The 26,358-nt window shown below is 64.3% G+C and carries 28 protein-coding genes; 5 read left to right on the forward strand and 23 right to left on the reverse strand.

Going from position 1 to position 26,358, the window contains the following annotated elements:
* Nucleotides 1–184: 184 nt before the first annotated feature.
* From ACSFA7_RS08860 to ACSFA7_RS08915, 12 genes are all read right to left on the reverse strand, one after another.
* A complete protein-coding gene (locus ACSFA7_RS08860) occupies nucleotides 185–715 on the reverse strand; it encodes a hypothetical protein (protein ID WP_435499040.1) in 531 nt (176 codons plus the stop codon).
* Between the two features lie 11 nt (nucleotides 716–726).
* Nucleotides 727–2,313, reverse strand: a complete 1,587-nt coding sequence (locus tag ACSFA7_RS08865) for a hypothetical protein (protein ID WP_435499041.1) — start codon at nucleotides 2,311–2,313, stop codon at nucleotides 727–729.
* 148 nt (nucleotides 2,314–2,461) lie between these two features.
* Nucleotides 2,462–2,776, reverse strand: a complete 315-nt coding sequence (gene rpsJ, locus ACSFA7_RS08870; protein ID WP_007838118.1) for a 30S ribosomal protein S10 — start codon at nucleotides 2,774–2,776, stop codon at nucleotides 2,462–2,464.
* Nucleotides 2,777–2,797: 21 nt separating this feature from the next.
* Nucleotides 2,798–3,991 carry an elongation factor Tu gene (gene tuf / locus ACSFA7_RS08875; protein WP_012745744.1) on the reverse strand — a complete coding sequence of 398 codons (1,194 nt, stop codon included), beginning with the start codon at nucleotides 3,989–3,991 and terminating at the stop codon, nucleotides 2,798–2,800.
* 195 nt (nucleotides 3,992–4,186) lie between these two features.
* Nucleotides 4,187–6,286 (reverse strand): elongation factor G, encoded by a 2,100-nt coding sequence (gene fusA, locus ACSFA7_RS08880; RefSeq protein ID WP_013543946.1) that lies wholly within the window; start codon nucleotides 6,284–6,286, stop codon nucleotides 4,187–4,189.
* A gap of 96 nt (nucleotides 6,287–6,382) precedes the next feature.
* On the reverse strand, nucleotides 6,383–6,856 hold the full coding sequence (gene rpsG / locus ACSFA7_RS08885; RefSeq protein WP_013543947.1) for a 30S ribosomal protein S7: 474 nt from the start codon (nucleotides 6,854–6,856) through the stop codon (nucleotides 6,383–6,385).
* Nucleotides 6,857–7,006: 150 nt separating this feature from the next.
* On the reverse strand, nucleotides 7,007–7,384 hold the full coding sequence (gene rpsL, locus ACSFA7_RS08890; protein ID WP_013543948.1) for a 30S ribosomal protein S12: 378 nt from the start codon (nucleotides 7,382–7,384) through the stop codon (nucleotides 7,007–7,009).
* A gap of 204 nt (nucleotides 7,385–7,588) precedes the next feature.
* On the reverse strand, nucleotides 7,589–8,758 hold the full coding sequence (locus tag ACSFA7_RS08895) for a D-alanyl-D-alanine carboxypeptidase family protein (RefSeq protein WP_435499042.1): 1,170 nt from the start codon (nucleotides 8,756–8,758) through the stop codon (nucleotides 7,589–7,591).
* Between the two features lie 40 nt (nucleotides 8,759–8,798).
* Nucleotides 8,799–9,431, reverse strand: coding sequence for an alpha/beta hydrolase (locus ACSFA7_RS08900; protein ID WP_435499043.1), 633 nt, complete (start codon nucleotides 9,429–9,431; stop codon nucleotides 8,799–8,801).
* Between the two features lie 70 nt (nucleotides 9,432–9,501).
* Nucleotides 9,502–9,855 (reverse strand): (2Fe-2S) ferredoxin domain-containing protein, encoded by a 354-nt coding sequence (locus ACSFA7_RS08905; protein WP_435499044.1) that lies wholly within the window; start codon nucleotides 9,853–9,855, stop codon nucleotides 9,502–9,504.
* Between the two features lie 36 nt (nucleotides 9,856–9,891).
* On the reverse strand, nucleotides 9,892–11,016 hold the full coding sequence (locus tag ACSFA7_RS08910; protein WP_435499045.1) for a VanZ family protein: 1,125 nt from the start codon (nucleotides 11,014–11,016) through the stop codon (nucleotides 9,892–9,894).
* Nucleotides 11,017–11,021: 5 nt separating this feature from the next.
* Nucleotides 11,022–11,450: a CopD family protein gene (locus ACSFA7_RS08915; RefSeq protein ID WP_093440435.1), complete on the reverse strand. Its 429-nt coding sequence runs from the start codon at nucleotides 11,448–11,450 to the stop codon at nucleotides 11,022–11,024.
* 370 nt (nucleotides 11,451–11,820) lie between these two features.
* Between ACSFA7_RS08915 and hemB the strand changes: the two genes are divergently transcribed.
* Both hemB and ACSFA7_RS08925 read left to right on the forward strand, forming a co-directional pair.
* Entirely contained in the window at nucleotides 11,821–12,807 is a 987-nt protein-coding gene (gene hemB / locus ACSFA7_RS08920; protein ID WP_435499046.1) for a porphobilinogen synthase, read from the forward strand.
* Between the two features lie 65 nt (nucleotides 12,808–12,872).
* Nucleotides 12,873–14,051, forward strand: coding sequence for a magnesium transporter CorA family protein (locus ACSFA7_RS08925; RefSeq protein ID WP_435499047.1), 1,179 nt, complete (start codon nucleotides 12,873–12,875; stop codon nucleotides 14,049–14,051).
* Nucleotides 14,052–14,125: 74 nt separating this feature from the next.
* Here the strand turns inward: ACSFA7_RS08925 and ACSFA7_RS08930 are convergent, their stop codons facing one another.
* A complete protein-coding gene (locus ACSFA7_RS08930) occupies nucleotides 14,126–14,494 on the reverse strand; it encodes a DUF4148 domain-containing protein (protein ID WP_435499048.1) in 369 nt (122 codons plus the stop codon).
* 216 nt (nucleotides 14,495–14,710) lie between these two features.
* The gene (locus ACSFA7_RS08935; protein WP_435499049.1) at nucleotides 14,711–15,043 is read right to left on the reverse strand and encodes an alpha/beta hydrolase; all 333 of its coding nucleotides are present in this window, start codon (nucleotides 15,041–15,043) and stop codon (nucleotides 14,711–14,713) included.
* Between the two features lie 108 nt (nucleotides 15,044–15,151).
* Here ACSFA7_RS08935 and ACSFA7_RS08940 point away from each other — a divergent pair, with 108 nt between their 5' ends.
* Entirely contained in the window at nucleotides 15,152–16,054 is a 903-nt protein-coding gene (locus ACSFA7_RS08940) for a LysR family transcriptional regulator (RefSeq protein WP_435499050.1), read from the forward strand.
* A gap of 46 nt (nucleotides 16,055–16,100) precedes the next feature.
* On the opposite strand, the gene ACSFA7_RS08945 is transcribed toward ACSFA7_RS08940, so the two are convergent.
* Nucleotides 16,101–16,784: a dienelactone hydrolase family protein gene (locus tag ACSFA7_RS08945; RefSeq protein WP_435499051.1), complete on the reverse strand. Its 684-nt coding sequence runs from the start codon at nucleotides 16,782–16,784 to the stop codon at nucleotides 16,101–16,103.
* 43 nt (nucleotides 16,785–16,827) lie between these two features.
* Nucleotides 16,828–17,427, reverse strand: coding sequence for a 2-hydroxychromene-2-carboxylate isomerase (locus tag ACSFA7_RS08950; protein ID WP_435499052.1), 600 nt, complete (start codon nucleotides 17,425–17,427; stop codon nucleotides 16,828–16,830).
* Between the two features lie 74 nt (nucleotides 17,428–17,501).
* Here ACSFA7_RS08950 and ACSFA7_RS08955 point away from each other — a divergent pair, with 74 nt between their 5' ends.
* Both ACSFA7_RS08955 and ACSFA7_RS08960 read left to right on the forward strand, forming a co-directional pair.
* Nucleotides 17,502–18,248 (forward strand): SDR family oxidoreductase, encoded by a 747-nt coding sequence (locus tag ACSFA7_RS08955; RefSeq protein ID WP_435499053.1) that lies wholly within the window; start codon nucleotides 17,502–17,504, stop codon nucleotides 18,246–18,248.
* Nucleotides 18,249–18,253: 5 nt separating this feature from the next.
* Entirely contained in the window at nucleotides 18,254–18,907 is a 654-nt protein-coding gene (locus tag ACSFA7_RS08960) for a MarC family protein (RefSeq protein ID WP_280812142.1), read from the forward strand.
* Nucleotides 18,908–18,917: 10 nt separating this feature from the next.
* Here the strand turns inward: ACSFA7_RS08960 and ACSFA7_RS08965 are convergent, their stop codons facing one another.
* From ACSFA7_RS08965 to ACSFA7_RS08995, 7 genes are all read right to left on the reverse strand, one after another.
* Nucleotides 18,918–19,379: an EVE domain-containing protein gene (locus ACSFA7_RS08965; protein ID WP_435499054.1), complete on the reverse strand. Its 462-nt coding sequence runs from the start codon at nucleotides 19,377–19,379 to the stop codon at nucleotides 18,918–18,920.
* A gap of 64 nt (nucleotides 19,380–19,443) precedes the next feature.
* Nucleotides 19,444–20,607: an ABC transporter substrate-binding protein gene (locus ACSFA7_RS08970; protein ID WP_435499055.1), complete on the reverse strand. Its 1,164-nt coding sequence runs from the start codon at nucleotides 20,605–20,607 to the stop codon at nucleotides 19,444–19,446.
* A gap of 40 nt (nucleotides 20,608–20,647) precedes the next feature.
* Entirely contained in the window at nucleotides 20,648–22,528 is a 1,881-nt protein-coding gene (locus tag ACSFA7_RS08975) for an AMP-dependent synthetase/ligase (RefSeq protein WP_435499056.1), read from the reverse strand.
* A 4-nt stretch (nucleotides 22,529–22,532) separates the two neighbouring features.
* A complete protein-coding gene (locus ACSFA7_RS08980; protein WP_435499057.1) occupies nucleotides 22,533–23,306 on the reverse strand; it encodes an ABC transporter ATP-binding protein in 774 nt (257 codons plus the stop codon).
* A gap of 256 nt (nucleotides 23,307–23,562) precedes the next feature.
* Nucleotides 23,563–24,387: an ABC transporter ATP-binding protein gene (locus ACSFA7_RS08985; RefSeq protein WP_206175986.1), complete on the reverse strand. Its 825-nt coding sequence runs from the start codon at nucleotides 24,385–24,387 to the stop codon at nucleotides 23,563–23,565.
* The gene (locus ACSFA7_RS08990; RefSeq protein ID WP_435499058.1) at nucleotides 24,384–25,460 is read right to left on the reverse strand and encodes a branched-chain amino acid ABC transporter permease; all 1,077 of its coding nucleotides are present in this window, start codon (nucleotides 25,458–25,460) and stop codon (nucleotides 24,384–24,386) included. Before ACSFA7_RS08990 ends, ACSFA7_RS08985 begins: the two co-directional genes overlap by 4 nt.
* A gap of 6 nt (nucleotides 25,461–25,466) precedes the next feature.
* A complete protein-coding gene (locus ACSFA7_RS08995) occupies nucleotides 25,467–26,342 on the reverse strand; it encodes a branched-chain amino acid ABC transporter permease (RefSeq protein WP_435499059.1) in 876 nt (291 codons plus the stop codon).
* Between the last annotated feature and the right edge of the window lie 16 nt (nucleotides 26,343–26,358).

A 26,358-nucleotide genomic window follows, 5' to 3' on the forward strand; every position in this document is an offset into this window, starting at 1 on the left:
GGCCGATTCCCCTGAGGGTTTCCGGCCTGCGGAAGGAGGTTGATAAATCTCTGCTCGAACTACACCCCTACGGACGCACCAAGGGCAGAGCCAGCGATTATAGCCCGCGATGCGGGCGCCGTGCAAGCGGTGTTGCAGGCCGGATTTTCGGGGGCGTCCGACCCCTTTTCGTCTGTTTTCCTGCCTATTTGGCAGGCATCATGATGATGTTTTCACCCTCTGGCGTGGTTTTCAGCTCACCGGAGGACTTCATGACCGGAGCGGCAGTGCCGGTCTGAATAGGGACGGAAATGGCGCTGGTGGCGCCCTTTTGCGTGATGAACACGTTGAGGTAAGCCAAGCCTTCCCGCTCGCTCACCACGGTGACGGTGACCGAGGTTCGCTTGTTCGCCGGCAACGCCAGAGCCTCGCCGCCCGAGATCGTCAGACCTGGATCGGCGCTCAACTCCACCGTCGCACCCTCTGGGGCAGTAACGCCGTCGAACTGCAGGGTCACGGGAGTGCCGCGCCCCACCTGCGGCTTGGCATCGAGCCGGGCTTGCAGCGTGACACCGGAGTCATTCGGTTTGCGTGCAGCGGTCATCATGGCCCCTCCGCGCTGGGCTGTCGATTTGGTGTGGTTCGCACCGGGCACGCCATCGGCCAGGACCGGCATCGACAACGCAGCCAGCACCAGCCCTGCCATGGAAATCATGGAACGTGGTTGGATGTTCATGATGGCCTGCCCTATTGAATGCTGACGTTGAAACATGGCTTCGCCCCGGAATTGCTGAGATCGTTGACCGCAAGGACGTAATCGCCAGCCCCCAGGCTGACCCTGTTGCTGGTTCGGGCAATCAATCCGCCGCGGTAGATATCGAAATCGGGCTGCCCGACAGGACCATTTACCACGAACTGATAGTCACGGTTCGCAGGGGCGCTGAATCGAATGTAGGCAAAGCTGCCGAGCTTGTTGTCATTGCCCGCCTCGTTGGATACACACGCCTGTACGACTGGGCCGCCCACTGTCGCCGTCTGATACATCGGCAGCGCCACGGTCACGCCTCCATTATTTTGCTCCTGGCTCCCGTATGGATCGTTCGAGGCCGCACTGATACTTTGCCCGTTCAGCAGGCCCGCCAGCGCCGATGCACTACCGGGTGCCGTCACATTGAAGGCCGCTGCGAAGGGATGGATCGACGTGACGGGCGCACCGCTCCTGAACAGAATCCCCGTCATCGCACTGTGGATAGGTTGGAAGCCGACCTGCCGGTTGAGATTCCAGAAGATGGACTGGATCGAATCCTCCGAATACCAGCCTGGGTTGCTCGAAGGTCCAGCCGTCAAGTCGAGGAGATTGCCCCGACGCGACTGCCGAACGCCGACTGAGTCCGCATAGTTGGACCGGTTGAGCGCAATGCCTGACCAGGCATTGCCCCATCCCTCGGAAAAAGCCAGCCGGCGGTCAAGGCGGTCATTCGGACCGTGATTTCCACCAGGCGAGTCGTCCCGGCTGAAAGACGACTGATAGTAGTGCCCCCACTCGTGCGCGATTACCGATTCGTCGAATTCATCGGTATCGGAGTCCTCCTTGCCGAGAACATAGATCTCTTTGCCAGTGCTCCTGTTGATGAAGAACGTGGTCCCGATGTTGCCCGAAGGCAGGTCGATGACGCCGGTCGACGGTGCATTGCTCGGGCTCCAGAATATCTTCAGTGGAGGGAACGCCGTTCCCGGCGCAACCGACAGCACCTTTTGCATCGCCGTATAGACCGTGTCGAGCACGGCAAAAGGTGCGGCGACGCGCGTCTCGGTGTAGCTCGATCCGCCCCAGCCGGTGTCGGCGCGCAGGTTGCGCGTCAGCGCAGTTGCACCCGTTCCGAAAGGCGAGGAGGCCATCGAATACAGGCCGTTCGGCTGGGGCTTGCTCGTGTTGTCGAGGACGCTCACATCCCAATTCGGCAATGCGCCGGCGCGGGTCAACTGCGCTCTGACCCGCACGATGATCGTGGTGTTTGCAGGCACGGCGACCGAATATGCCCCCGCATCGTCGGTCGCTGTGGTGGCAAGCGTCGCGGATGACGCCGCATCGAGCACATCCACCACTGCGCCCCGCACCGGCTTGACGGTCATTGCGGAATAAACAAGAGGCCCGTTCGTATTGGGAACGGATTCGTAAGTGGCCTTGCCGGTCAGAGCGACCGAATTGCCTGGCGGAAGGATCGGAAATCCTCCCCCGCCTCCTCCGCCCCCCCCACCACCGCCGCCGCAGCCCGCCAGCAGTACGGCGGCAATGCATGCCGCGCCCAACGCAAAAGAGAACTTGTGACTCATAGCTGTGCTGCCCTCGTTTCAGCCGCGGCCGATGCTTGAAAGATTTACCGGTGCGAGAGGATGCCATAGCCGCACCGCAAAAAACAAAGCCCGCCTGCATTTCTGCAGGCGGGCTTTGTCAAAACGCGACGCTGGGAGTTCTTACTGTTTACTGCAGCTTGATCTCGACGTCCACGCCGGCCGGCAGGTCGAGCTTCATCAGCGCGTCCACAGTCTTGTCGGTCGGGTCGACGATGTCCATCAGGCGCTGGTGCGTGCGGATCTCGAGCTGGTCGCGCGACGTCTTGTTGACGTGCGGCGAACGCAGGATGTCGAAACGCTTCATACGGGTCGGCAGGGGCACGGGGCCCTTGACGATCGCGCCGGTGCGCTTGGCGGTGTCAACGATTTCGGCAGCCGATTGGTCGATCAGCTTGTAGTCGAACGCCTTCAGGCGGATGCGGATTTTTTGCTTGGTAGCCATGATGTTTCCTTTGCGTCCGGCTTAGATGTCGAGGATCTTTGCCACGACGCCCGAACCCACGGTACGGCCGCCTTCACGGATGGCGAAGCGCAGGCCTTCTTCCATCGCGATCGGGTTGATCAGCTTGACGGTGATGCTGACGTTATCGCCAGGCATGACCATTTCCTTGTCCTTGGGCAGCTCGATCGCGCCGGTCACGTCCGTCGTGCGGAAGTAGAACTGCGGACGGTAGTTGTTGAAGAACGGCGTGTGACGGCCACCTTCGTCCTTGGACAGCACATACACCTCGGCGGTGAAGTGCGTGTGCGGCTTGATCGAACCGGGCTTGCACAGCACTTGGCCGCGCTCGACTTCTTCGCGCTTGGTACCGCGCAGCAGCACGCCGACGTTGTCGCCAGCTTGACCCTGGTCCAGGAGCTTGCGGAACATTTCCACGCCGGTGCAGGTGGTCTTGACGGTCGGGCGAATGCCGACGATCTCGATTTCCTCGCCGACCTTGATCACGCCACGCTCGACGGCGCCGGTCACCACGGTGCCGCGACCCGAGATCGAGAACACGTCTTCCACGGGCATCAGGAACGTGCCGTCCACGGCGCGCTCGGGCGTCGGGATGTACGTGTCCAGCGCTTCAGCCAGCTTCATGATGGCTTCTTCACCCAGCTTGCCCTTGTCGCCTTCCAGGGCGAGCTTGGCCGAGCCGTGGATGATCGGGGTATCGTCGCCAGGGAATTCGTACTTGTCCAGAAGCTCGCGCACTTCCATTTCGACCAGCTCGAGCAGCTCGGCGTCGTCGACCATGTCGCACTTGTTCAGGAAAACGATGATGTAGCCCACGCCCACCTGGCGAGCCAGCAGGATGTGTTCACGGGTCTGGGGCATCGGGCCGTCAGCAGCCGAGCACACCAGGATGGCGCCGTCCATTTGAGCGGCGCCGGTGATCATGTTCTTCACATAGTCGGCGTGGCCAGGGCAGTCCACGTGAGCGTAGTGGCGGTTGGCCGTCTCGTACTCGACGTGTGCGGTGTTGATCGTGATGCCGCGGGCCTTTTCTTCGGGCGCTGCGTCGATCTGGTCGTAAGCCTTGGCTTCGCCGCCGAACTTGGCCGACAGAACGGTTGCGATCGCAGCCGTCAGCGTCGTCTTGCCGTGGTCAACGTGACCGATCGTGCCCACGTTCACGTGCGGCTTGGTGCGGGTGAATTTACCTTTTGCCATTTTTCAATCCTTGAAAGAGCATTCCCGTGTATTGGTTTTATGTCTGCACCCGATTGCTGGTTCGCCTCGCACGGGAACGTGGCGGCACCGGATCGCAGACAACGAAGGACGCGCACTGCGCGTCCCAGCATGCTTCTAGTCAGTTGGGGACAGAGCAAATTCGCTGCGCGAATCTTGGTCTGTCCCGCAAAGACATTACTTAGCGCGAGCGGCGACGATGGCTTCGGCAACGTTACGCGGAGCTTCAGCGTAGTGCTTGAACTCCATCGTGTACGTGGCACGGCCTTGCGACATCGAACGCAGCGTGGTCGAGTAGCCGAACATTTCCGACAGCGGCACTTCGGCCTTGATGGACTTGCCGCCACCGATCATGTCGTCCATGCCCTGCACCATGCCGCGGCGTGAGGACAGGTCGCCCATCACGTTGCCAGCGTAGTCTTCAGGCGTTTCGACTTCCACGGCCATCATCGGCTCCAGGATCACGGGGCTGGCCTTGCGGGCGCCTTCCTTGAAACCGAAGATCGCGGCCATCTTGAACGCCATTTCGTTCGAGTCCACGTCGTGGTACGAGCCGAAGTGCAGCGTGACCTTGACGTCGACGACGGGGTAGCCCGCCAGCACGCCTTGCGTCAGCGCTTCGACAACGCCCTTTTCCACCGCGGGGATGTATTCGCGAGGAACCACACCGCCCTTGATGGCGTCGACGAACTCGAAGCCCTTGCCCGCTTCCTGCGGCTCGAGCTTCAGGATCACGTGACCATACTGGCCCTTGCCGCCCGACTGGCGAACGAACTTGCCTTCGGCATCTTCGACGGTCTTGCGGATCGTTTCGCGGTACGCCACCTGGGGCTTGCCCACGTTGGCTTCCACGCCGAATTCGCGCTTCATGCGGTCCACGATGATTTCAAGGTGGAGCTCGCCCATGCCGGCGATGATGGTCTGGCCCGATTCTTCGTCGGTCTTGACGCGGAACGACGGATCTTCCTGAGCGAGACGCTGCAGGGCGATGCCCATCTTTTCCTGGTCGGCCTTGGTCTTGGGCTCAACGGCCTGCGAGATCACCGATTCCGGGAACACCATGCGCTCGAGCGTCACGACGGCTGCCGGGTCGCACAGGGTTTCGCCCGTGGTGACTTCCTTCAGGCCCACGCAGGCGGCGATGTCGCCGGCGCGGATTTCGTTGACTTCTTCGCGGTTGTTCGCGTGCATCTGCACGATACGGCCGATACGTTCCTTCTTGCCGCGCACCGGGTTGTAGACGCTGTCGCCCTTGGTCAGCACGCCCGAGTAGACGCGCACGAAGGTCAGCTGGCCCACGAACGGGTCGGTCATCAGCTTGAATGCGAGCGCCGAGAACTTCTCGCCGTCGTCCGCCTTGCGGGTGACGGGCGCTTCGTCTTCGTCGGTGCCGTTGACTGGGGGAATGTCGGTCGGTGCGGGCATGTATTCGACGACGGCGTCGAGCATGGCCTGCACGCCCTTGTTCTTGAAGGCCGAGCCGCACAGCATCGGCTGGATTTCGCCGGCGATGGTGCGCTGGCGGATGGCCGCCTTGATTTCTTCCTCGGAGAGCTCGCCGCCTTCGAGGTACTTGTTCATCAGCTCTTCGCTGGCTTCAGCAGCGGCTTCGACCAGCTTTTCGCGGTATTCGGCGCAGACGTCGGCCAGGTTCGCGGGGATTTCACCGTAGGTGAAGGTCACGCCCTTGTCTTCGTCCCAGATGATCGCCTTCATCTTCACGAGGTCGACGATGCCCTGGAAGTGCTCTTCGGCACCGATCGGGATCTGGATCACGACGGGGTTGGCCTTCAGGCGGTCCACCATCATCTGGCGCACGCGCAGGAAGTCGGCGCCGGTGCGGTCCATCTTGTTGACGAACGCGAGACGCGGAACCTTGTACTTGTTGGCCTGGCGCCAGACGGTTTCGGACTGGGGCTGCACGCCGCCAACCGCGTCGTACACCATGACGGCGCCGTCCAGCACGCGCATCGAGCGCTCGACTTCAATGGTGAAGTCCACGTGGCCGGGGGTGTCGATGATGTTGATGCGGTGTTCTTCGAACTTGCCGGCCATGCCCTTCCAGAAGCAGGTGGTGGCAGCCGAGGTGATCGTGATGCCACGCTCTTGCTCTTGCTCCATCCAGTCCATCGTGGCGGCACCGTCGTGCACTTCACCGATCTTGTGGTTCACACCGGTGTAGAACAGGATACGTTCGGTCGTCGTGGTCTTGCCAGCGTCGATGTGCGCGGAGATGCCGATGTTGCGGTAGCGCTCGATGGGGGTCTTGCGGGACATGATTTACTTTCGGGTTGAAATGCGTTGAGCGCTGGGCCCCGAGCACGGGCACAACGCCCGACACTCGACACCCAACGCCCAAGCGAAGTTTGATTTTTAGAAGCGGAAGTGGCTGAACGCCCGGTTGGCTTCTGCCATGCGGTGCACTTCGTCGCGCTTCTTCATGGCGCCGCCACGGCCTTCCGTGGCTTCCATGAGTTCGTTGGCCAGACGCAGGGCCATCGACTTTTCGCCGCGCTTGCGAGCAGCTTCCTTGATCCAACGCATCGACAGGGCGAGGCGACGGACAGGGCGGACTTCGACCGGCACCTGGTAGTTCGCACCGCCGACGCGGCGCGACTTCACTTCGACCATCGGCTTCACGTTGTTGATGGCAACGGTGAAAGCTTCGAGCGGGTCCTTGTCAGGGTTCTTCTTTTCGATGAAGTCGAGCGCGCCATAAATGATGCGCTCGGCGATCGCCTTCTTGCCGCCTTCCATGATCACGTTCATGAACTTCGACAGCTCGACATTGCCGTACTTGGGATCCGGCAGGATTTCACGTTTGGGGACTTCGCGACGACGTGGCATTTTTCTAACCTCTTTGCTTCAGTTGGCACCGTTTCCGGCACCGCGAGAGCCAGTCAGGACTCTCACTTACTCGACCCGGGATTGGGTCACTTCGTTCGACAAGCCCGCCAAGGCCATCGAACACCGCTTGTTTTCTGACGACAGGAAGGCTTAAGCCTTCTTGGGGCGCTTCGCGCCGTACTTGGAGCGCGACTGCTTGCGGTCTTTCACGCCTTGCAAGTCGAGCGAACCGCGCACGATGTGGTAACGCACACCGGGCAAGTCCTTGACACGACCGCCGCGAACCAGCACGACGCTGTGTTCCTGCAGGTTGTGGCCTTCGCCGCCGATGTAGGAGATGACTTCGAAGCCATTGGTCAGACGGACCTTGGCAACTTTACGAAGCGCCGAATTGGGCTTCTTTGGCGTCGTGGTGTAGACGCGGGTGCAGACACCGCGACGTTGCGGCGAGTTCTGCATGGCAGGGCTCTTCGAATTGATCTTTTCGACCGTTCGACCCTGACGCACCAGTTGATTGATGGTTGGCATGAATGAATTAGTCCCAAAACAACCCGGCCCTGGTGGTGAAACCGCCCTTGGTCCTGACGTGACGCAAGACAAGGAAGCCGGGAATAACGAAAACGTGAAACCCTTCGGAAAATTCCGAAAAGCCCACGAGTATAGCAGGCGAGCCTGAAACGGCAAAGTCAGGCGCGGCCAGCGCTCGCTGGCGGCCTCACGCGCCCGGCTTCCTTACTTGATCCAGAGGCGCACGGCGCCCCAGGCGCGGCCGAAGACACCGGCCTGCTCGACCGCTTCCAGGGCCACCAGCGGCACATCGGCCACCGGCTGGTCGTCCAGGGTCACCTTGAGCGATCCCACGGCCTGGTATTTGGTGAACGGCGCCACCAGCGGATCGGGGCGCGCCACCTGGGTCTTGATCTTGCTGGCGGTGCCGGCAGGAACGGCGACGACGATGGCTTCCGGACGGCCCAGCTTGAGCACGTTTTCCTTGCCCTTCCAGACCGCCGGCGTGGCGGCCGGCTGGCCGGCGTCGAACAGGCGGACGGCATCGTAGGCCGTGTAGCCCCAATTCAGCAGCTTCTGCGATTCGTTGGCACGCACGGTCTCGCTGGAGGCGCCCAGAACGATCGACAGCAGCCGGCGGCCGCCGGTCAGGTTCGGGAAATCGCGCTTGGCGGTGGCGATCATGCAGTAGCCGGCGGCTTCGGTATGGCCGGTCTTCAGGCCGTCGACGGTCGGGTCACGGAACAGCAGCAGGTTGCGGTTGGTGTCGTTGGTCGACGGTGTGCCCGGATAGCGGTACTTCTTGATCGCGTAGTACTTGGCTTCTTCCGGGAAGTCGCGCACCAGCCGCGTCGCCAGGATGCTCAGGTCGCGGGCCGTGGTGGTGTGGCCGGGCGCCGTGAGGCCTTCTGGATTCTCGTAGCTGGTGTTCTTCATGCCCAGCGCCTTGGCCTGGGCATTCATGAGCTCGACGAAATGCTCGACCGTCCCGCCCACGCCCTCGGCCAGCGCCACCGTGGCGTCGTTGCCCGACTGCACGATCAGGCCCTTGATCAGGTCTTCGACCGGCACCTGCATCTTCGGATCGATGAACATGCGGGAACCGGGCATCTTCCAGGCGCGCGGGCTGACCGGGAAGGTCTGGGTCAGCGTGATCTTCTTGGCGCGCAGCGCGTCGAACACGATGTAGGCCGACATCAGCTTGGTGAGCGAAGCCGGCTCCACCGGACTGTCGATGTCCTTCTGCGCAAGGATCTGGTTGGCGGTCACGTCCAGCAGCAGATAGCTGCGCGCGGCGATTTCGGGCGGTGCCGGCACCTGGGCGGCAGCGATCACGCCGACCGAGGCAGCGGCGGTCAGCACCAGTGCGCGGAGCGCATTGAAAAAACGATTCATGGGGAGGATGAGAAGAGACGAAAACAAGCCCGTGAGGCTTTCATTCAATGCCCGCGCGGAGGTGGCGGGCAACCAGACTTTTGAGCAGCGGCAATTGTCCGTGAAAGAAATGGCCGCCCCCGGGAATAACCGTGACAGGAAGTGACTGTGGCCGCGCCCAGTCCATCACGGCGGCCAGCGGCACGGTGTCGTCCGCTTCGCCGTGGACCACCAGCATGCGATCGTGGGCTTCGACGGGAAGCGTGGCGACGGTATTACGCGCGGCGGCCGTGCCGACCAGCACGACTTGCTTTATGTCGCGCGCGGCCCAGAGCTTTTCAGCGGCGCCGCAGGCAACGAAAGCGCCGAACGAAAAGCCGGCGATGGCCAGCGGGCCTTCGGGCGCCAGCTGACTGACGACATTCAGCATGTCTTCCAGCTCACCGCGCCCTTCGTCATGCACCCCTTCGCTGGCACCCACGCCACGAAAGTTGAAGCGCACCGTCGTCCAGCCGCACGACACGAAAGCGCGCGCCAGGGTCTGCACGACCTTGTTGTCCATCGTGCCGCCGAACAGTGGATGCGGATGGGCGATCACCGCGATGCCGCGCGGGGTGCCGGCAGGCTGGTCGCGCTGCACCTCGATCGCGCCGGCAGCGCCCTGGAGGCTGATCTTTTCGGTCTGGGAGTTCATGGCAAGGTGGGTGGGCGGGCCGGCAGCGCCGGGCGGGAGCACGGTACGAGCGAAGCGCCCGGGGGAAAGTTCAGCGTCCGACGTCGGCGGGGAGCAGGAGCCGCTCGACGACCTGGCCGTTCTTGAGGTGCGACTCGACGATCTCGTCGATGTCGTCGGCATCGACGAAGGTGTACCAGACGGCTTCGGGGTACACCACCGCCACCGGTCCTCCGGCGCAGCGATCGAGGCACCCCGCCTTGTTGACCCGCACCTTGCCGGGCCCGGAGAGCCCCGCCTCCTTCACCTTCGCCTTGCAGCGATCGAAGCCTTCCTGCGCGTTGTGCATCGCACAGGAGTCTTCGCCGTTCTTGCGTTCGTTGAGGCAGAAGAAGATGTGGCGGCCGTAGTAGCCGGACGGCGCGGCGGGGATGGAACTGGACATCGGTCGATTTTAGTGACCGCCATCCCGATACCCGGGCTACGGCGCGAACCGCCCCCTGCGCGACAGGGCGGCCACCACGTACGCCAGCACCGCGAACGGCCAGACCCATCCCAGCCACTGGGCCAGCCCGTGGAAGCGGATGAAGCGCCCCTGCTCCCAGGTCGCCAGGGTCTGTGCGAAGTACGCGCTCTCGGGCGCCTGGTTCAGCAGGCTCAGCTGGAGTACGAGCCCCACCAGCAACAAGGCCGCGCACAAACGGCGCGGCGCGGCCACCAGCAACACGCCTGCTACGAGCGCCGCCGCCATTCCCACCTGGACTGGAAGATCCAGCCACGCCCAGGCATGCGCGGGGCCATAGCTCAGGGCCGCCGACAACGCCGACGCCGCAAAACCCGCCAGAAAGATCAGCGGAAGCAGCATCGCGCGCTGGACCACGGTGCGCGCCGCAAGATAGCCCAGCAGGCACGGCACCAGCGCGCCGAGCATCACGCACAGCAGTTCCACCGCCGGCACCAGGGGCTCGAGCTCGAACTGGCGCACGGGCAACCAGTCGATGAAGGGCGTGTCGAGCAGCCATTCGGAAATCGCGACCTCGAGCCGTTCGAAGACCTGGCCCAGCCCGAAGGGGACGGCCGCGGGGAAGAGCAAGGCGAACGGCCAGAGCGCGAGCAGCACGAGGGTCCCGCGCGAATCGTCGATGAACCATTGTGAGCGCGCACGGCCCCAGTGGGCCACCGCGCCCAGCCGCTCCAATCCCACCGCCAGCACGGCGCCCAGAACCGTGCCGGTCGTGTTCAGCCCCAGGTCGACGTTGGAGGGGATGCGCGCGGGCAGGTAGCTCTGCAGCGTCTCCATCGCGAAGGCGATCGCCGCGCCGGCCATGGTGGCGCGCAGCACCGCGCCCCAGACCCCGGCGGTCCGGCGCGTCCGCAGCACCGCCAGGGCGCACAGGAACCCAAAAGGCACGTAGCCCGCGACGTTGACCGCGAAGTCGAAACCCGTCCAGTACTTGGGCCACGGCGCTGACAGATAGGCCCAGGGCGCAATGCCTTGGTCACGCCAGTCGGCGAAGGGATAGAGGCTCGCGTAGACAATCAGCGCCGCGTAGGCGAGCGCAAGGGGAAGCGCGGCGGACTTGTGCGGCTTCTCCACCGTGTCCATCGGGCTCAGAACGGCTTGACGACGACCAGGATCACGATGCCGAGCAGCAGCAGCACCGGCAGTTCGTTGAACCAGCGGTACCAGCGGTCGTTGCGCTGGTTGCCTCCCGCCGCGAAACGGCGCAGCAACACGCCGCAGCCATGGTGATAGCCGATCACCACCAGCACCAGCGCCAGCTTGGCATGCATCCAGCCGTTGCCCGGCCCGCGGCCGATGCCGTAGCCCAGCCAGAGCCACAGGCCGAAGCCCAGCGCCGGGACGGCCAGGAAAGTGGTGAAACGCAGCAGCTTGCGCGCCATGAGCAGCAGGCGTTCGCGCTCGGCGACCGACTCCGGCGGCACCATCGCAAGATTGACGAAGATCCGCGGCAGATAAAAGAGCCCGGCGAACCAGCTTGCGATGAAGACGATGTGGAGAGATTTGACCCAGAGCATGGCGGCAGTTTAGTGGTGCACCGCACTGGCGCACCGGGCCGTCACGTAACGCCCGGAAAGCCCCGGACAAAAAAAAGCCCGACGTCTTCACGTCGGGCTGGGAAGCCCTTTTGCTGTCACACATCAAGGCACCCGCTCAGGGAGGAAAAGCGGGGAGCGGCAAGCCGCCCGCTTCAGAATTTAACAAAGACGAAACAAGGTTTCAAGCGACTGCGCCACTTTCTTTGCAATTCATAACCATTTATTTAGAACTTTATAGTTACGAATTTCCGTAGTTGTCAGACAACCTGTCCCGCAGGCGACAACACGGCAATTGAATGCTTCAGGCACAATTTTCGGGATTATGACGCGCCCCCATTCCCCCCTTGCCATGTTCCCCGCCGGCCGTCCAAGGCGCCTGCGCCGGGACGCCTTCACCCGCAACCTGGTGCGCGAGAACGCGCTGACGGTCAACGACCTGATCTATCCGGTGTTCGTTCAGGAAGGCGAAAAGCGGCGCGATGCCGTCCCCTCCATGCCCGGCGTGGAGCGCCTGAGTCTCGACCTCTTGCTCCCGGTTGCCGAACAATGCGTGGCGGCCGGCATCCCGGTGATGGCGCTGTTCCCGGTGATCGACGCGAGCCTCAAGACGCCGGCCGGCGACGAGGCATTCAACCCCGATGGGCTGATTCCCCGCGTGGTCGCCGCCCTCAAGTCGCGCTTTCCCGAACTCGGCGTGATGACCGACGTGGCCCTGGACCCCTACACCAGCCACGGGCAGGACGGCCTGCTCGACGAGAGCGGCTACATCCTCAACGACGCCACCGTCGAAGTGCTGGTGAAGCAGGCACTCACACAATCGCAAGCCGGCGTGGACATTGTGGCGCCCAGCGACATGATGGACGGCCGCATCGGCGCCATCCGCACCGCCCTGGAAGCCCGTGGCGACATTCACACGCGCATCATGGCCTACAGCGCCAAGTACGCGAGCGCCTTCTACGGTCCGTTCCGCGATGCCGTCGGCTCGGCCGCCACGCTCGGCAAGAGCAACAAAAGGGCCTACCAGATGGACCCCGGCAACAGCGACGAAGCGCTGCGCGAGGTGGCCCTCGACATCGCCGAAGGCGCCGACATGGTGATGGTCAAGCCCGGCATGCCGTACCTGGACATCGTGCGCCGCGTGAAGGACGAATTCCATGTGCCGACCTTCGCCTACCAGGTGAGCGGCGAATACGCGATGCTCAAGGCCGCCGCCCAGAACGGCTGGCTCGACCACGATGCCGTGGTGCTCGAAAGCCTGCTGGCCTTCAAGCGGGCGGGCGCCGATGGCGTGCTCACCTACTTCGCGCTTGACGCCGCGCGGTTGCTACAAAAATAATAGCTCCCCAGGCCCATTGCACATGGGGGAGCTGGGCGGATGGACAAGAAAACCAAGGCAGGGCGATGCGCATCTTCGAAATCAACCGCTCGCAGGTCAGCGAGCATCCGGCGCTCACGCCGCTGACCGTGCCGGGCGCGTGCGCCGCCAATGGCTATCTCTGGATTTCGCTCACGCGCGAGGAATTTCGCGCCTCCCTGGCCGAGGTCCAGCAGATCCTCCAGACGCTGTGCCAGACCCAGCTGGTGGACCTGCACGTGGCCGACCTGCTCAACGACCAGTTGCCCTCGCACTACGACTACACCTCCCAGTACGACGTGCTGGTGTTCCGGCGCCTCGCAACCAGCCAGGGGCAGGCGGCGCTGGGCAACGGCAAGGGAAATGGCAACGAAGCGCCGCCGATTCCCGCCGCCACCACCGAGGCCTCCAAGCCCCGGGGCGGCCCGCCCGTGCTGCGTCGCGTCGACACCCGTCCGGTCGGCTTCGCGGTCTTCGACCGGGTACTGCTTTCGGTGCACCCCGAAGACGGCGCGGTGCGCGACGCCTTCGCCGCCCGGCTGCTGGCGGCCGGGTCGTCCGATGACCGCAGCGCCCCTGCGCTGGACGTGCGTGCAACCTCTGCGCGCGTGCCCACGGGGCCTTCGGACCTGATGCTGCGCGTCATCAACCAGATCGTCGACGGCTACCTCGACCTGCGGCGCGAACTCACCAAGCAACTCGACCACTGGCAGACCGAACTGATCGATCCGCGCAGCCGTTTCACCAACTGGGGGGCGCTGATGGAGGCGCGGCAGTCGCTGCACCACCTGGACGAGATCTGCGAAGACCAGCGTGCCGCCATGCAGGACTGGATCGATACGCTCGAAACCCTGCCGCCGCCCAAGGGCGACGCCGAGCAGCGCGAGCGGGAGCTCATCATGATCAGGAGCCGCGACGTGCTGGAGCACATCGAGCGAGTGGTGCACCACGTGCACCGGCTCGAACAGAACGCCGAGACGGCCGTGCAGATGCACTTCAGCGTCCAGGGCCACCGCGCCAACGACATCATGCGGGTGCTCACCGTGCTGACGGCCATCTTCCTGCCGCTGAACCTGATCGCGGGGATCTTCGGCATGAACTTCGAGTTCATTCCGCTGGTGCACAAGGCCGACGGCTTCTGGATCGCAATGACCGCCATGCTGGTCATCGCGGTGCTGCTGGTGCTGGTCTTCTGGCGCAAGCGCTACCTCGCGCGAACGCGCTGATCACCGCCCGCCCAACGAAAAAGGCCACGCTTTCGCGTGGCCTTTCTGCTGAACTGCCCCGAGGGGCGGGTTCTTTACTTGGCGGTAGCGCCCGTGCCTTGCTGGGCTTGAACGCGTGCGTCCATCGGGTTGGCCATGGTCGAGACGACCTTGCTGTTGACGCGCGAACCCGAGGTCACGTTCTGGTCGGGAGCGTAGGAGGTGCGAACGGCTTCGGCTTCCACGAGCGAACGCTCCTTCGACACGGCGACCGTTTCCGGGCCGCGCGAACCGCGGGTCACGTTCTGGTTCGGAGCCGCTGCGGCGCGCACGGCTTCGGCGTTGACTTCGTCGCGGCTCTTGGTCGAGACGGCGGTGTTCACGCCTTGGTACGTTTCGGCTTGGGCGCCGGTGGCGGCCAGGAGGGTCAGAGCAGCGGCGGCGAGGATGTGCGAGGTCTTCATGTCAATTCCTTGTGTTCGTCGGATGGTTTGTCCACCAGGCTTGCTCGGTCGCTTGCCTGTGCGGCGAGTGTCAAACGAAATTCCGTAGAGAAAACGCTCGGATCAGAGACACGGTGTTTCCTCTATTGAAACAATGCCTACACATTGGCATGCACATGAAAAAAGGCCGGGGCCGCATGCACGGCCCCGGCCTTTTCGAAACCCGAGGACTTCGGCCTAGCGGCCGGGACGCGCCGCTTGAAATTGCGGCGGGACCTCGCTGTTCGCGAAAGCGCGGCGGTCCAGGTTCTGGTTCGGCGCGTGAGCGGCGGCAACCGCTTCCGCATGGACCGAGGCGCGATTGAGCTGGCTGGGGTGCGTGGTCAGCGGCGATGCCACCACGTCGCCATAGACGTTGCCGCCGCGCGCGGCCGCAGCCCCTTCGGCTTCCAGCTGGGCGCGGCTCCCGCCGATCTTCAACGGCTGTAAGGGCTCGAAACCCTGTGCGTGCGCACCGACGGCCGTCAGGATCGACAGGGCGGCAACGGCGATGATGTTCGAGGTGTTCATGGTTCGGCTCCTTCGGCGCGTGGACGGAGTGTGACGCAGGTCGCCTGAGAAAAACGCCGGAGAATCGAACCACCGCGTTCCTCGAACGGAAACAATGGGCTCTTTGACATGGACAGTCTCGATCTGATCAGAACCTTTCGCGAAGTCGCCTCCCACGGCAGCTTCTCGCAGGCCGCCAAGAAGCTCGACATGTCGAAAGCCACCGTCAGCAAGTACGTGGCCGAACTCGAAACCCGTTTCGGCGTGCGGCTTCTCAACCGCTCCACCCGCTCCGTGAGCCTCACCGACGCCGGGCAATTGCTGCTCGAGCGCAGCACCCCGGTGCTCGAAATGGTGGAACTCACTCAAGCCGAGTTGCAGGATCGCGCCAGCCAGCCCGCCGGCCGCTTGCGCATCTCGGCCCCGCACGGCATGGGCAACGGCGAATTTCCCAACCTGCTGGCCGATTTCATGCGCTATTACCCGGACGTGAGCATCAGCCTGCAGCTGACCAATCGCGCGGTGGATCTCGCCGAGGAAGGCATCGACGTCGACATCCGCAGCGGCCCCGTCGAGGACGCCAACCTCATCGTGCGCAAGCTGCGCCTCATGCAGATGGTGGTCTGCGCCTCGCCGGTCTACTGGAAAAAGCACGGCAAGCCCGAGCATCCGCGCGACCTGGCCGGGCACGACGCGCTCACCCACTCTCTGCTCGGCGCCCAGCCGGTGTGGCGCTTTGACGATGGCGGGGAACCGCTGGACGTGCACGTCAAGAGCCGCATGGACTGCACCGAGGGCGCGCCGCTGATCCGGGTCGCGATGCGCGGCTTCGGCGTGATCTACCTGCCCTCGCTCCTCGTGCAATCGCACATCGAGCACGGCGAACTCGTGCCCGTGTTGCAGGACTACGCGCGCAAGGACATGTGGCTGTCGGCCGCCTACCTTCAGCGGCGCCACAACAGTGCCGCCCTGCGCGCGCTGCTCGACTTTCTCCAGACCCGCGTGGGCGATGCGCCGGGCCTCAAGAAATAAAAAAGCCCGGCGCGGGCCGGGCTTTTTCTTGCACTGACCCCGCAGGTCAGCCGACGTGCTTGGCAAAGAACGCGAGCGTCCGTTCGCGCGCCAGCTTGGCCGCATCCGCGTCGTACGAACCGCGCTGGTCGCAATTGAAACCGTGGCCGACCGGATAGACATGCACTTCCACCTCGGGATGCGCCTTCTTGAAGCTCTCGACAGTGTCCAGCGGAATCCAGTGATCCTGGTTGCCGAAGTGTGCCAGCACCGGCACCTTGGGCTGGCGTGCGGTTTCAGCGGGCGAAGTCATGCCGCCGCCGTAGTACGGCGCCGCGGCCGCCAGGCCCGGCAGCAGGGCGGCCGCGCGCCAGGTCAGCAAACCGCCCCAGCAGTAGCCCACGATGCCGACCTTGCCGGCCTTCGATGCATAGGCGATGGCCGCTTCGATGTCCTGCAGTACGCCGGGCGCGGGCAGCGCCTCGACCGCCGCCTTCAGGGCGGAACCCTCCTTCATGTCCTCGTCGCTGTAGCCGAGTTCGACCCCGGGCTTCACGCGAGGGAAGGTTGACGGCGCGACTGCGAGATACCCCTCGGCCGCATAGCCGTCGGCCACCGAGCGGATGTGCGAGTTCACACCGAAGATTTCCTGCACCACCACCACCGCGCCGCGCGGCTTGCCCGCGGGCTCGGCCACATAGGCGGGAAAACTGAAGCCGTCCTTGGCTGTGAGATCGATGAATTGACCCATGTTTGTCATGCTCCTGATAGCAATTGGATAAAAAAGGTTGTCGTCACTGGCGCAGCGCCCGCTCGACGAAATCGAGCCGGTCCTGCCCCCAGAAAATCTCGCCATCGATCACATAGCTCGGCGCGCCGAACACCTGGATATCAATGGCTTCCTGCGTATAGGCCTCGTAGCGCTCCTGCACCGCCTGGCTTTGCGATTGCTCCGAACGCTTGGCGGGCAGGCCGCATTCGACGACCAGCGCTTCGAGCACGTTCGGATCGCCGATGTTCCGCTCCTGCACCCACACTGCCGCGAACACCGCGGTGCAGACGCGCATCGCGGCCTCGGTGCCGTCGTGGATATCGGCCGCGATGATGATCCGCGCCGCGTCGTCGCTGGCCACCGGAAAGAACTTGGGCTTGGTGTTCATCGGCAGGCCCAGGTGCCGCGAGAACCGCGCCATCTCCACCAGCCGGTAGGCCTGCCGCTGCGGCGCCCGCTTGCCCAAAGGAAGTCCGCCGGACACCGGGAACACGCTGCCCATGTCGATGGGCCGCACGCGCACCGTGGCGCCAGCGGCCGCAGCAATGGCCTGGAACCGGGTATGACCCAGATAAGTCCATGGGCTCTGGGGCGCAAAGTAGTAGTCAATCGTCTTGCTCATGCGCGTGCCCTCGAATGATGTAATCCAAGCCGACGGTTTTAACTGACACCCGGTTTCTCTGCAGGAGGTAGGTTTTGAATCCAGTGCTATTGATCACCGGCGGCGGACGCGGCATCGGTGCCGCCACCGCCCTGCTCGCCGCGCAGCGCGGCTACGCGGTGGCCGTCAACTACGCCAGCAACTCGCTGACCGCCGACGAGGTGGTGCGCACCATCCGCGACGGCGGCGGCACGGCCATCGCCGTGCAGGCCGACGTGGGCAATGAGGCCCAGGTGATTTCGATGTTCGAGAAGATCGATGCCAAGCTCGGCCGCCTCACCGCCCTGGTCAACAACGCCGGCGTGGTCGACGTGCAGGCGCGCGTCGACGAGATGAGCGTCGCGCGGCTCGAGCGCATGTTCCGCATCAACGTGATCGGCAGCTTCGTCTGCGCGCGCGAAGCCGTGCGCCGCATGAGCACGAAGCACGGCGGCGAGGGCGGAGCGATCGTCAATATCTCCAGCGGCGCCGCACGCCTGGGCTCGCCGGGCCAGTACGTCGACTACGCCGCCAGCAAGGCCGCCATCGACACCCTCACCATCGGGCTGGCAAAGGAGGTGGCCGAGGAAGGCATCCGCGTCAACGCGGTGCGCCCGGGCCTCATCGACACCGAGATCCACGCCTCCGGCGGCATGCCCGACCGCGCCGCCGAGCTTGCGCCCACCGTGCCGATGAAGCGCACCGGCAGCCCCGAGGAAATCGCGGGCGCCATCCTCTGGCTGCTGTCGGCCGAGGCGAGCTACACCACCATGGCCCTGCTCGACGTGACCGGCGGAAGGTGAGCACCATGAGCACCTCGATGGACCTCATCAAGCCGCTGGTCACGCTGGTGGCCATCGTCAACCCGCTGGCCATCGTGCCTTTCTTCATCCACTACACGCAGGGGTATTCCGATGCGCAGCGCCGGCACACGGTGCGCATGTCGGCGTTCAGTGCGTTCGTGGTCATCGCAGTGAGCGCGCTGCTGGGGTTGCAGCTGCTGTCGTTCTTCGGCATCTCGATCGCGAGCTTCCAGGTCGGCGGCGGCCTGCTGCTGCTCATGAGTTCGCTGTCCATGCTGAATGCGCAACCGGCCGAGAGCAAGACCAACGTCGAGGAACTGCGCGCCACGGAAGTGAAAGCCTCGATGGGTGCTTCCATCGCGGTGGTGCCGCTCACCATTCCGCTGCTGACGGGGCCGGCCACCATTTCCACGGTGGTGATCTACGCCGACAAGGCGCAGCACCTGTGGGAGCTCGCGGTGCTCGTGGGCTACGGCGTGGTGGTGGCGCTGGCGACTGCGCTGGCGTTTTCGCTTGCGCAGCCGATCGCGCGGGTGCTGGGCAAGACGGGCATCAACATCATGACGCGGCTGATGGGCCTGATCCTCGCGGCGCTGGCCGTCGAAGTGATGGCGGACGGGCTCGGCAAGCTGTTCCCGATCCTGTCGAAGGTCGCCTGAACGCAGAAGTTCAGGCCAGCATCTTCTCGATGATCTTCCAGTGCGCCGGTTCCACCGGCGTGATCGACAGCCGGTTGCCCTTGCGCAGGATGATCAGCTCGGCCAGCTCGGGCTTGGCGCGCAGTTCGGGCAGCGCCAGCAGGCGGGTCTTGCGCACGGCCTTCACATCGACCAGCAGCCAGCGCGGGTCTTCCTTCTTCGAGCCCGCGTCGTAGTAGGGCGATTTCGCATCGAACTGCGTCGGATCGGGCTTGATGCCCGAGGCCACGCGTGCGATACCGGCGATGCCCGGCTCCGGGCAGCTCGAGTGATAGAACAGCACGCCATCGCCGACCTTCATGCCGTCGCGCATGAAGTTGCGCGCCTGGTAGTTGCGCACGCCGGTCCACGCCACGGTGGCGTCGGGCGCGGCGAGCGCATCGTCGATGGAGACTTCGTCGGGCTCGGATTTCATCAACCAGTACTGGGGCATGGCGCTCTCGCGAAGGGTTCGGCGACGAAATATAGCCGCCCGCCCCCGTACTGGCGAGCCGGTCTTACGGTGTCACGTAGTCCGACACCACCACCCACTTGCCGTCCTTGATCTGCGACAGCCGCGACTGCTCGTTGCCGAGGCGCTTGGTGGCCGTGTAGTTGCTCTTCGGGCTGCCGAACATGTCGGGCTCGAAGGTCATGCCGTCCATCGACTTGATGAAGCTGTCGGTCGTCAGGTTGGGGCCGGCCTTGGTCGCCGCCTTGATGAACGAATCGATGATCACGTAGCCATACACCGAGAACACCGTCGGGTCTTCGTTGAACTTGGTCTTGTACTTGTTGGCCCAGAAGCGCAGCGGCTGCGACTGCTCGTCGGTGTAGGGGTTCTGCACCGTCATGGTGGCGTAGATGCCGTCCATCGCCTTGCCGCCCAGCTTGTGGATCAGGTCGGTGTAGGCCGCGCTCGAACCCAGGAAGGTCGGGTTGAAGCCGGTCTTGCGCGATTCGCCCACCGTGCCGATGGTCTCGCGGATGATGGTGCCCAGCACCACGAGATCGCAGTTGGCCGCTTTCATCTTCGCGACCTGCGAGCTGAAGTCGGTGGCGCCCCGTTTGAACGAGGTCTTCTCGGCGAGTTCCATGCCCGCGGCCTTCAAGCCCGCCTCAGCGCCGCGCTGAACCTCGAGCCCGAACTCGTCGTCCTGGTAGATCGTGCAGACCTTCTTGGCGCCCTTGTCCTTGACCATCTTGGGCAGTGCAAGGCGGATCTGGTCGTAATAGGTCGCCGCGAACGAGTACTTCAGCCGGTTCAGCGGTTCGTACATTTCGCGCGCCGCGGTGATCGGCATGAAGTTGACGATGTTCTTGTCGAACTGCACCGGCATCGCCGCCATGTTCTGCGCCGTGCCGATGTGGCCGGCCATGATGAAGATCTTTTCCTGGTTCACCAGCTTCTGCGCGGCCAGCACCGCCTTCTTCGGGTCGTAGCCCGAATCCTCCACGAAGAGCTTGAGCTTGCGGCCATTGAGGTTGCCCTGCTCGTTGAGCTCGTCCACGCGCAGCTGCATGCCGTTGCGCGCCTGCTTGCCGAAGCCCGCGAGCGGACCCGACAGATCCTGGATCGTGCCGATCCGGATCTCGTCCTTGCTCACGCCCTGCTGCTGCGCGGACGCGAGCGTTGCGATCAGGCCCAGCACGGCCAACGTCGTCACTGTCTTGAGCTTCATTCGGTTGTCTCCTCGGGTTGACACTAAAAACGTTCGCCGATCAGCGGTACATGGCCTCGATGCGCTCGGCATATTTCGTCTGCACCAGCTTGCGCTTGAGCTTCATCGTCGGCGTGAGCTCTTCGTCCTCGGCGCTCAGCTGCGTCTCGAGCAGGAAGAACTTCTTGATCTGCTCCACGCGCGCGAACTTCGCGTTGACGCGGTCGACCTCGCCCTGGATCAGGTCCAGCACCTCCTGCGCGCGCGTCAGGCTCTCGTAGTTGCTGAACGGCACGTCGTTGTCCTGCGCAAACTTCTCGACGTTCTCCTGATCGATCATCACGATCACCGTCAGGTAGGGTTTCTTGTCGCCGATCACCACCGCGTCGGTGACGTAGGGGCTGAACTTGAGTTCGTTCTCTAGCTCGCTCGGCGTGATGTTCTTTCCACCTGCCGTGATGATGATGTCCTTCATGCGGTCGGTGATACGGAAATACCCTTCCGCGTCGACCAGCCCGACATCGCCGGTGTGCAGCCAGCCGTCGGCGTCGATGGTCTCGGCCGTCTTCTCCGGCAGGTTGAGATAACCCATGAAGACATTGGGGCCGCGCACCAGGATCTCGCCGGTCGTCGGGTCCAGCCGCACCTCGTTGTAGCTGGTGGCCGGGCCGATGGAGCCCGGGGCGATGCGCGACGGCGGCACGCCGGTGGCGGCGCCGCACGACTCGGTCATGCCCCACACCTCCAGCATCGGCACGCCGAGCGCGAGGTACCAGCGCACGAGGTCGGGCGAAATGGGCGCCGCGCCGGTCACAAGGAAGCGCGCGCGGTGGATGCCGATGAGCTTGCGCACGTTGTTGAGCGCGAGCCAGCGCGCGATGCGGAACTTCAGGCGCAGCCCCGCGCCGATCGGCTTTCCCTGCAGCACGCGCTCGGCAATCTCCTGTCCCACGCCGATGCTCCAGCCGTAGGCGGCCTGCTGCAGGCGGCTCGCCTCCTTCAGCGCGATCATCACGCCCGAATAGAACTTCTCCCACACGCGCGGCACGGCGGTGAACACCGTGGGCGAGATCTCTCGCACGTTCTCGGGCACCGTCTCGGGGTTCTCGACGAAGTTGAGGATCGAGCCGGTGTACATCGCGAAGTACTCGCCGCCCATGCGCTCGGCAATGTGGCACAGCGGCAGGAAGCACATGCGCTCGTCCGTCTCGCCTTGCGCGAGCAGCGTGTTGTAGCCGCGCATGGTGTAGACCAGCCCGCGGTGGCTGTGCATCGCGCCCTTGGGCTTGCCTGTGGTGCCCGAGGTGTAGACGAGGATGGCGAGGTCTTCGGCACGGCAGGCAGCGATGCGCTGTTCCAGCGCTTGCGGGTTCGCCTTCAGGTGCTCGCGGCCGAGGGCGCGCAGGGCATCGAGGCTGATGACGCCGGGGTCGTCCAGGTCGCGCAGCCCTTCCATGTCGAACACGATCACCTTGCGCAGCAGCGGAAGCTGCGCACGCACTTCGAGCGCCTTGTCGAGCTGCTCGTCGTCTTCCACGAAGAGCATGGTGGTGCGCGAGTCTTCGCACAGGTACGTGACCTGCGAGGCCGCGTCGGTGGGATAGATGCCGTTCGACACGCCCCCGCAACTGAGCACGGCCACGTCGCACAGCACCCATTCGATGACGGTGTTGGAGAGGATCGAGCAGCACTCGCCATGTCCGAAGCCCAGCGCCAGCAATCCACCGGCGATCTCGCGCACGGCCTCAGCGGTCTGCCGCCAGGTCCAGGTGCGCCAGATGCCGAACTCCTTCTGGCGCATCCAGACCTTGTCGCCGCGCAGCTCGACGGCCTTCCAGAAGACGGCCGGAATGGTGTCGCCGGGCACAACCACATCGAGCCGAGGTTGAAGATGCGCCAGGTCCCAGAGACCGGCAGGAGCGCGCAATGCGAGTGTGCTCATGGGGTCATCTCCAGTTCTTCTTCTTTTTCCAGCGCCGCTCGCCGCGCACGCCGTCGTCCTTCATGCCGAGGTAGAACTCCTTGATGTCTTCCTTCTCGCGCAAGCGGTCGCAAGAGTCCTCCATGACGATGCGCCCGTTCTCGAGCACGTAGCCGTGGTCGGCGGCATTGAGCGCCATGTTGGCGTTCTGTTCGACCAGAAGGATCGTGGTGCCGCGCTCGCGGTTGATGCGCACGACGATCTCGAAGATCTCCTTCGTGAGCTTGGGGCTCAGGCCCAGGCTGGGCTCGTCGAGCAGGATGAGATGCGGCGCGGCCATGATGGCGCGCGAGATCGCGAGCATCTGCTGCTGCCCGCCCGAGAGCAGGCCGGCGTCCTGCGTGGCGCGCTCGCGCAGGATGGGAAAGTAGGTGTAGACGGTCTCCATGTCCCGCGCCACGCCGTCGCGGTCCTTGCGGGTGTAGGCGCCCATCAGCAGGTTGTCCTTCACCGAGAGCAGCGGGAACACCTCGCGGCCTTCGGGAACGTGACTCAGACCCTGCTGCACGATGAAGGCGGGGTCCTTGGCGGTGATGTCCTTGCCCTGGAATTCGATGCTGCCTTTGCGCGGATCGATGATTCCCGAAATGGTCTTGAGGATCGTTGTCTTGCCTGCGCCGTTCGAACCCAGGACCGTGGCGATCTCGCCCTGCTTGACTTTGAGGCTGACGCCGCGGATGGCCTTGATCGGGCCATAGGCGCTTTCGACGTTGAGCAGTTGCAGAACGACGTCGCTCATGCGGGTGCTCCTGAGGTCGGGGAACGGCGTTGGGGCCCCGGAGCCCGGTGTGCGGTGCGGGGCGGACGCCCCCTCTGCGCCGCCGAGGAGCGCAGCGTTTCGCGGATCAGGGCTCGCAGCTGTTTGAGCGAAGCGAGTTCTGCGAGACCCCGCGAAATGCGAGCACCGCAGGGGAGCCGCGAAGCGGCCGGCGCAGTGGGGGCGACCGCGCCGCACCGCATACCGGGCGCCTCTCCAAAGGTAGCGAACAAGACATTCACGCCGCCACCCTCCTCAAGCTGCTCACGTCGTCCACGGTGCCAAGGTAGGCCTCGATCACACGCTCATCCGCCTGCACCTCACGCGGCGTACCGGTGGCCAGCACCTCGCCCATGTTCATTGCCAACACGCGGTCCGACACTTTCGACACCAAAGACATGTCGTGTTCCACCATGAGCACCGACACGCCCAGTTCATGCTGGATGTCCTGAATCCAGAACGCCATGTCCGCCGTCTCTTCGACGTTGAGCCCCGACGACGGCTCATCGAGCAGCAGCAGCTTGGGCTCGGTGCACAGCGCACGCGCCAGTTCCACCACCTTGCGAACACCGTAGGGCAGGCCGGCCACCATCGAGTCGCGGTGATGCTGCAGGTCGAGCAGCTCGATCACCTGCTCGGCCTTCTCGCGCGCCGCAATCTCGGCACGCCGCGTGGCGGGCGTGAAGAACACCTCGCTCCAGAACCCCGTCTGCCGGTGCGTGTGGCGGCCGATCAACAGGTTGTGCAACACGGTCGCGTGCTCGAAGAGCTCGATGTTCTGGAAGGTGCGCGCGATGCCCAGCGCCGCGATCGCATGCGGCGCCTGCTGCGTCAGCGCAACCGGGCCGGCGGCTTCGCCGTGCCATGTGATCTCGCCCGTGGTCGGCGTGTAGATGCGGCTGATCAGGTTGAACACGGTCGTCTTGCCCGCGCCGTTCGGGCCGATCAGCGTGAACACCTCGCCGCGCCGCACGTCGAAGCTCACTTTGTTGACCGCGAGCACGCCACCGAAGCGCACGCTCAGGTCCTTCGCCGAAAGGAGGATGTCGCCGCTGCTGCTCATCTCAGCCGGTCCGATTTGGTGAAGGACTTCTGCCGCTTGAACAGGCCCTTGCGGTAGAACGGGAAGAGTTGCAGGTACGTCCTGATCTTGAGCCACCGGCCATAGAGCCCCAGCGGCTCGAACAGCACGAACGTGATCAACACCACGCCATACACCAGCCCCTGCAGGCCGGGCGCCTGTCCGATCACGGCCGGCAGCCAGTCCTTGCCCATCGAGATGAGCTGCGGCATCGCGATCAGGAAGATCGCGCCCAGGAACGCGCCATGCACCGAGCCGAGGCCGCCGATCACCACCATCAGCAACAGGTCGATCGACTGCAGGATATTGAACTGGTCCGGCGAGATGAAGCTCAGCTTGTGCGCATACAGCGCGCCGCCGAGCCCCGCAAGCGCGGCCGAGATCGCGAACGACATCGTCTTGTAGCGCGCGAGGTGGATGCCCATGCTCTGCGCCGATATCTCGGAATCGCGGATGGCCACGAAGGCGCGCCCCGTCGGCGAACGCAGCAGGTTCAGGATGCCCAGCGTGCTGAGCACCGCCACCACCAGGCACAGGAAGTAGAAGCCGTCGCCCGAACCCAGCGACCAGCCGAAGAGCTGCGGCGACTTCACATGCAGCCCCGCGTTGCCGCCCGTGACGCTCTCCCACCGCGCGAACACTTCCTCGACGATGAAGCCGAACGACAGCGTTGCAATGCCGAGGTAGATGCCCTTCACTCGCAGCGCCGGCAAGGCGACCACCACGCCCACCGCTGCGGACAGCGCCGCGGCTGAGAGCAGCGCAAGCGGGAACGGCACGCCCATGTTGGTCAGCACGCCCTGCGTGTACGCGCCCGCGCCAAGAAACGCCGCATGCCCGATGGAGAACTGCCCCGTGAAGCCCGCGAGCAGCATCAGGCCCAGGCCGACGATGCCGTAGATCAGCACGAAAGTCAGCTGTGCAAGCCAGTACTCCTCGATCACCCACGGCGCAGAGATGAGGAACGCGACGAGCAGGCCATACCAGAACACATGGCCGCCGTGCCGGGCGAGCCGGATGTCCTGGTCGTAGCTGGTCTTGAAGATGTAGCGCATGGAGACTTACACCTTCTTGCGCAGCTTTTCGCCGAACAGACCGTTGGGCTTGATCATGAGCATCAGCAGCACCACGATGTACGGCGCCGTGTCCTTGAAGCCGTCGGGCAGGTAGAACCCGGCGAACGATTCGACGATGCCGATCACCAGCCCGCCGACGATCGCGCCCGGCAGGCTGCCGAAGCCGCCCACCACCGCCGCCGGAAAGGCCTTGAGCCCGATGAAGCCCATGTTCGCGTGCACGAAGGTGATGGGCGCGAGCAGCATGCCCGCGATGGCCGCGACCGCAGCCGCCAGCCCCCATACCAGCCCGTTGAGCCGCTTCACCGGAATGCCCATGTAGTAGGCCGCGAGCTGGTTCTGCGACGAGGCCTGCATCGCGATGCCCAGCTTGCTGTAGCGGAACATCGCGAACAGGAGGCCGCACAGGATGGCCGTGGCGATGATGATCGCCAGCTGCTCCAGGTTGACCACCAGCCCGCCCAACTGCCAGATCTGGTCCTTGTAGGGCACGGGCAGCGTGTGGGTCTCGGTGCCGATGCCCGGCACCATGGTGATGAGGCCACGCGCCACGTAGGCGATGCCGATGGTCAGCATCACGATGGAGAACTGCGGCTGCCCGAGGATCGGGCGGATCACCGCCAGCTCCAGCAGCACGCCGAAGGCCGCCATCGCCACCACTGCGAGGATGGCCGCGAGCCAGAACGGCATGCCGAAGAGCGACATGCCGGCGAACGCACCGAAGGCGCCGAGCATCATCAGGTCGCCCTGCGCGAAGCTCACCGTTTCGGTGGCCTTGTAGATCAGCACGAACCCGAGCGCGATCAGTCCATAGATGCAACCCTGCGCAATGCCCGACAGCAGGAGTTGGAGGATCTGCATGGGGCCCCTTTCCCTG

The organism is Variovorax trehalosi (assembly GCF_051216415.1).
Classification (GTDB): domain Bacteria; phylum Pseudomonadota; class Gammaproteobacteria; order Burkholderiales; family Burkholderiaceae_C; genus Variovorax.

Bases quoted from the DNA above. Each gene is read 5' to 3' on its own strand.
- fusA (WP_013543946.1), bottom strand. From the start codon at position 6,286: ATGTCCCGCAAGACCCCCATCGAGCGCTACCGCAACATCGGCATCTCC.
- ACSFA7_RS08975 (WP_435499056.1), bottom strand. From the start codon at position 22,528: ATGAGCACACTCGCATTGCGCGCTCCTGCCGGTCTCTGGGACCTGGCG.
- ACSFA7_RS08865 (WP_435499041.1), bottom strand. From the start codon at position 2,313: ATGAGTCACAAGTTCTCTTTTGCGTTGGGCGCGGCATGCATTGCCGCC.
- ACSFA7_RS08995 (WP_435499059.1), bottom strand. From the start codon at position 26,342: ATGCAGATCCTCCAACTCCTGCTGTCGGGCATTGCGCAGGGTTGCATC.
- ACSFA7_RS08960 (WP_280812142.1), top strand. From the start codon at position 18,254: ATGAGCACCTCGATGGACCTCATCAAGCCGCTGGTCACGCTGGTGGCC.
- ACSFA7_RS08900 (WP_435499043.1), bottom strand. From the start codon at position 9,431: ATGAACTCCCAGACCGAAAAGATCAGCCTCCAGGGCGCTGCCGGCGCG.
- rpsG (WP_013543947.1), bottom strand. From the start codon at position 6,856: ATGCCACGTCGTCGCGAAGTCCCCAAACGTGAAATCCTGCCGGATCCC.
- ACSFA7_RS08930 (WP_435499048.1), bottom strand. From the start codon at position 14,494: ATGAAGACCTCGCACATCCTCGCCGCCGCTGCTCTGACCCTCCTGGCC.
- ACSFA7_RS08970 (WP_435499055.1), bottom strand. From the start codon at position 20,607: ATGAAGCTCAAGACAGTGACGACGTTGGCCGTGCTGGGCCTGATCGCA.
- ACSFA7_RS08905 (WP_435499044.1), bottom strand. From the start codon at position 9,855: ATGTCCAGTTCCATCCCCGCCGCGCCGTCCGGCTACTACGGCCGCCAC.
- ACSFA7_RS08985 (WP_206175986.1), bottom strand. From the start codon at position 24,387: ATGAGCAGCAGCGGCGACATCCTCCTTTCGGCGAAGGACCTGAGCGTG.
- ACSFA7_RS08990 (WP_435499058.1), bottom strand. From the start codon at position 25,460: ATGCGCTACATCTTCAAGACCAGCTACGACCAGGACATCCGGCTCGCC.
- ACSFA7_RS08925 (WP_435499047.1), top strand. From the start codon at position 12,873: ATGCGCATCTTCGAAATCAACCGCTCGCAGGTCAGCGAGCATCCGGCG.
- ACSFA7_RS08945 (WP_435499051.1), bottom strand. From the start codon at position 16,784: ATGGGTCAATTCATCGATCTCACAGCCAAGGACGGCTTCAGTTTTCCC.
- ACSFA7_RS08860 (WP_435499040.1), bottom strand. From the start codon at position 715: ATGAACATCCAACCACGTTCCATGATTTCCATGGCAGGGCTGGTGCTG.
- hemB (WP_435499046.1), top strand. From the start codon at position 11,821: ATGTTCCCCGCCGGCCGTCCAAGGCGCCTGCGCCGGGACGCCTTCACC.
- ACSFA7_RS08980 (WP_435499057.1), bottom strand. From the start codon at position 23,306: ATGAGCGACGTCGTTCTGCAACTGCTCAACGTCGAAAGCGCCTATGGC.
- ACSFA7_RS08915 (WP_093440435.1), bottom strand. From the start codon at position 11,450: ATGCTCTGGGTCAAATCTCTCCACATCGTCTTCATCGCAAGCTGGTTC.
- ACSFA7_RS08965 (WP_435499054.1), bottom strand. From the start codon at position 19,379: ATGCCCCAGTACTGGTTGATGAAATCCGAGCCCGACGAAGTCTCCATC.
- rpsJ (WP_007838118.1), bottom strand. From the start codon at position 2,776: ATGGCTACCAAGCAAAAAATCCGCATCCGCCTGAAGGCGTTCGACTAC.
- ACSFA7_RS08950 (WP_435499052.1), bottom strand. From the start codon at position 17,427: ATGAGCAAGACGATTGACTACTACTTTGCGCCCCAGAGCCCATGGACT.
- ACSFA7_RS08895 (WP_435499042.1), bottom strand. From the start codon at position 8,758: ATGAATCGTTTTTTCAATGCGCTCCGCGCACTGGTGCTGACCGCCGCT.
- tuf (WP_012745744.1), bottom strand. From the start codon at position 3,991: ATGGCAAAAGGTAAATTCACCCGCACCAAGCCGCACGTGAACGTGGGC.
- ACSFA7_RS08940 (WP_435499050.1), top strand. From the start codon at position 15,152: ATGGACAGTCTCGATCTGATCAGAACCTTTCGCGAAGTCGCCTCCCAC.
- ACSFA7_RS08910 (WP_435499045.1), bottom strand. From the start codon at position 11,016: ATGGACACGGTGGAGAAGCCGCACAAGTCCGCCGCGCTTCCCCTTGCG.
- ACSFA7_RS08935 (WP_435499049.1), bottom strand. From the start codon at position 15,043: ATGAACACCTCGAACATCATCGCCGTTGCCGCCCTGTCGATCCTGACG.
- rpsL (WP_013543948.1), bottom strand. From the start codon at position 7,384: ATGCCAACCATCAATCAACTGGTGCGTCAGGGTCGAACGGTCGAAAAG.